This window comes from Nocardioides sp., assembly GCF_036374615.1.
Taxonomy (GTDB): domain Bacteria; phylum Actinomycetota; class Actinomycetes; order Propionibacteriales; family Nocardioidaceae; genus Nocardioides.
Genome location: NZ_DASUTK010000137.1, coordinates 1 through 2,686 on the forward strand (window position 1 = coordinate 1; position 2,686 = coordinate 2,686).

The 2,686-nt window shown below is 69.5% G+C and carries 3 protein-coding genes and 1 pseudogene; all 4 read right to left on the reverse strand.

Features of this window, described 5'->3' with window-relative positions:
- Nucleotides 1–311: 311 nt before the first annotated feature.
- Entirely contained in the window at nt 312–761 is a 450-nt protein-coding gene (locus VFZ39_RS10880) for a group II truncated hemoglobin (RefSeq protein WP_330865771.1), read from the reverse strand.
- A 96-nt stretch (nt 762–857) separates the two neighbouring features.
- Nucleotides 858–1,898 carry an aminotransferase class V-fold PLP-dependent enzyme gene (locus tag VFZ39_RS10885; protein WP_330865772.1) on the reverse strand — a complete coding sequence of 347 codons (1,041 nt, stop codon included), beginning with the start codon at nt 1,896–1,898 and terminating at the stop codon, nt 858–860.
- Between the two features lie 56 nt (nt 1,899–1,954).
- Nucleotides 1,955–2,335: a hypothetical protein gene (locus VFZ39_RS10890; protein ID WP_330865773.1), complete on the reverse strand. Its 381-nt coding sequence runs from the start codon at nt 2,333–2,335 to the stop codon at nt 1,955–1,957.
- Nucleotides 2,336–2,466: 131 nt separating this feature from the next.
- Nucleotides 2,467–2,686, reverse strand: a pseudogene (locus VFZ39_RS10895) (cytochrome P450); the annotation flags it as partial.

A 2,686-nucleotide genomic window follows, 5' to 3' on the forward strand; every position in this document is an offset into this window, starting at 1 on the left:
GAGGAGCTCGACGAAGCGGTCGGCTCCGGCTTCTTCTCCCACGACCCCCTCGACCGCGCCCTCGCCCAGATGACCCTCGACCTCCAACGCACCGGCCGCGCCCGCGTACCCGAAGAGTTCCGCGGCGCCCGCTGAGCGGAACTGCGTCCCGTTATGCGGTGGGTTGAGGTCACCAGGTGACACCAATCCACCGCGCATGGCCGCGGCTGACCGGCCCCCAGTCGATGCACTGTGATACCGCTGTCGGATCGGAGAGCCCGATCAGCCGCTGGTAGTGCGCGTCACACGCCGTCCTCAGCCGGCTCGGCGAATCATCCTTGGAGTCCGTCCCATGACCAGTGCGGCATGCGTAGGCCATCGGGAACATCGTCGGCGGACCGGTGGTAGCGGGACATCGTCGTCGTAGTCGCCCAGGCGAAGTAGTCGTGCAACACCGCACGGACGGGGTTGTCCTCGAGGATTCCCACATCGGTCAACGCCTGGTCGAAGCAGGCGATCGCCCTTCGATCCATCTCCTCGTGCGGACCGTTGCCGCTGTGAATGCGCACGACCGAGGTTTCGTCGCCGTAGGAGTCGGAGTACGTCGTCGGGCCACCAAGCGCCTCGGCCCAGTACGCCGCGAGGCGTTCGGTGTGGTCGGGGTTGAATCCATGGCTGAATGCGTGGCTGACAACGTCGTCCGCCATCACGCGGGAGTGCCACGCCGCCGCCAGACGAAGCATGCCCTGGTCACCTCCGGCGGCCTCGTACACGGTCTGCATGCCCTCAGGATGTCAGGACCCGACCTCGCCGACGACCGACCCGGGCAAGATCCTCCGGCTTCCGGTCGACGTCGTCCACCGCCACTCCTGAGAAGGTCACGCCTGGAGTGCCTCGAGCGCGCGATCGACGTCCGCCTCCGTCGAGTAGACGTGGAACGCCACGCGGAGCAGGTCGTTCCTGACGGATGCGCGGATGCCAGCCGCGGCGAGTGTCTCGGCAGCACCTGGCAGGCGAGCGGTCACGATCGCGCTGTTGCCCTCCGGCATGCCCAGGCCGGCGCGGAACCGGTTGGCCAAGGCAACATCGTGGTCATGGATCGCCTTCACCCCGATGCGGTCGATCAGCTCGAGGGTGGGGGCGGCCGCGACGAAGCTGAACCAGGCAGGGGACTGGTCGTACCGACGGGCGTCGCGCGCGAGCTCCATCGTGGTCCCGTAGTAGGAGGCGGTGTTGTCCTCAGCGGCGTACCAGCTCGCGTGCAACGGTCGCATCCCTTCGCGCATGCGAGGGGAGAGGTAGCAGAACGTGGCGCCACGCGGGCACATCAGGAACTTGTAGCTGTGCGCCACCAGCACGTCGACTTGAGAGGCGTCGAGCGGCAACCAGCCCGCCGCCTGGCTCGCATCGAGCACGATCCGCGCGCCGACCTCCGCGCTCGCCGCCACCACTGAAGGAAGGTCGAGCACGGTCCCGGTGGCGGACTGGACGGCGCTCACGGCGACAACGTCGACGCCGGGACGGATCGATGCCAGGAGTTCGTCGGTCGGCGCGGCGACGACACGTATGCCGCGGTCCGCATGCACCTGCCACGGGAAGACGTTCGACGTGAACTCCACGTCGTCGACGAGGACGGTGATGCCCGCAGGCAGCGAGGACGCCACGACGGCCAGCGCCGCGGCCACCGTGCTGCCGGTCGCCACGTCCTCTTGTGCGGCGCCGATCAACCGGGCGAACGCGCCCCGCGCCGCATCGATGGATGCGTCCCACTTCCGCCAGCTGACCCGACCCACGCGCCATTCATCCAGCGCCTCCTGCAGCGCCTCCCACGCCGGTCGAGGAGGCAAGCCGTACGATGCGGTGTCGAGCCAGCCTGTCGGGTCCTCCCACAGGTGGAGGTACTCGGTCACTGAGCTCACGGCGGCGCCTCCTCGTTGCGGGAAGTATGCCGTGGCCCGAGTGCGGCACGCTCAGCTCAACCGCTCATGACGTGGTGGTCCACCCAGCGCTCGAGCTGCGGGACGAGCAGGAGGACGAACACACCGGCGAGCATCAGGACGTGGACGAAGACGTTCCACGCCGTCGTACCGGCCGGCTCCCCGCCCCGGTCGGCCGCGAGCCAGTACGGCACGAGGGCGACCAGGCCGACGGTCGCCGAGCCGAGTGCCACCCACTCCCACCACGGCAGCCGGGCGAACAGCCCGACGGTGGCGACGCAGAAGCCCGCGATCGTCAACAGGCACAGGACGCGGGTGGTCGACCAGAGGGCACCGCTGGTGGCGACGTCGCGACCAGCGAAGGCCGGGGTCAACCAGAGCCACGTGCTTCCGGCGAGCAACAGGGCGATGCCGCCCATGGTTCGAAGTGTCAGCACAGCGATCCCCTCCTTCGTTCCCAGCATCCGGCCGCGCGGGCCCGACCGGCAGGGCCAGAGGGTGATCGTGGCCGGGACCTAGGTCACTCGCGCAGCCGGTCGGACGCCGGGAGTCAGGTGAGCACGACGGGCACCTGGGCCCACCCGCTCACGGGCGGCCGCTCCCGGACGGGCGCCTCCCCGGGCGCCGGCATCAGCCGCTCGGTTCCCGCGAGCAGCTCGACGACCGCCACCCGCAGCTCCATGAGCGTCAGGGCACGCCCGGGGCAGACGTGCGGGCCGATGCCGAAGACCAGATTGTGCTCGGCGTTCTGCTCCGGCCGGAACTCATCG